Origin of the sequence: Frankia gtarii (assembly GCF_025403375.1) — a bacterium.
In the GTDB taxonomy this organism is placed as follows: Bacteria; Actinomycetota; Actinomycetes; order Frankiales; family Frankiaceae; genus Frankia; species Frankia gtarii.
In genome coordinates this window covers 1-811 of the sequence record NZ_JAMPTM010000580.1, presented here as the reverse complement: position 1 = coordinate 811, position 811 = coordinate 1, and the positions used below count along the sequence as shown (strand labels likewise).

Genomic DNA, 811 nt, shown 5'->3' with positions numbered 1-811 from the left:
GGCTGGGACCGCGGGCGTGACCAGCGGGGCCTTCCGGCGCCGGCTGCGCGATCACCGGCCGGCGATCGGCATGTGGGTGGCCAGCGGCAATCCCTACAACGCCGAGATCTGCGCCGGTGGCGGCCTGGACTGGCTGCTCATCGACGGTGAGCACGCCCCGAACGACGTGCGCAGTCTCCTCGCCCAGCTGCAGGCCGTCGCACCGTACCCGGTGGCCCCGGTCGTGCGTCCGCCGACCGACGACCCCGTGCTCATCAAGCAGCTGCTCGACATCGGCGCCGAGAACCTGCTGCTGCCGATGGTGGAGTCCGCCGAGCAGGCCGCGGCGATCGTCGCGGCCACCCGCTACCCACCCGCCGGGATCCGCGGCGTCGGCAGCGCGTTCGCCCGGGTGTCCCGGTGGACCCGGGTCGAAGGGTACCTGCACCGCGCCGACGACGAGATCTGTGTGATGGTCCAGATCGAGTCCGCGGCCGGCCTCGCCGAGTGCGCGGCGATCGCCGCCGTCGACGGCGTCGACGGGGTCTTCTTCGGCCCCGCGGACCTCGCCGCGTCCCTCGGACATCTGGGCCGCCCCGAGCACCCCGACGTCGTCGAGGCGATCACGTCAGCGGTCGCGGTGGTCAACGCGGCGGGCAAGGCGGCCGGGGTGAACGCGTTCGCCGAGCCGCTGGCGCGGCGATACCTCTCCCTCGGTGTCCGGTTCATCCTGGTGGGGGCGGACGTGACCCTGCTGGCCCGCGGCAGCGAGGAGCTGGCCGCGCGGTACCGTGACGTTGCGGAGAAGATCGATCCTGCCCCGCCCTCGGGC

The 811-nt window shown here is 73.7% G+C and carries 1 protein-coding gene; it reads left to right on the top strand.

Going from position 1 to position 811, the window contains the following annotated elements:
- Window positions 1-811: aldolase/citrate lyase family protein (locus NBZ83_RS32400; RefSeq protein WP_308203855.1), on the top strand; the 811-nt coding region annotated here is incomplete at both ends.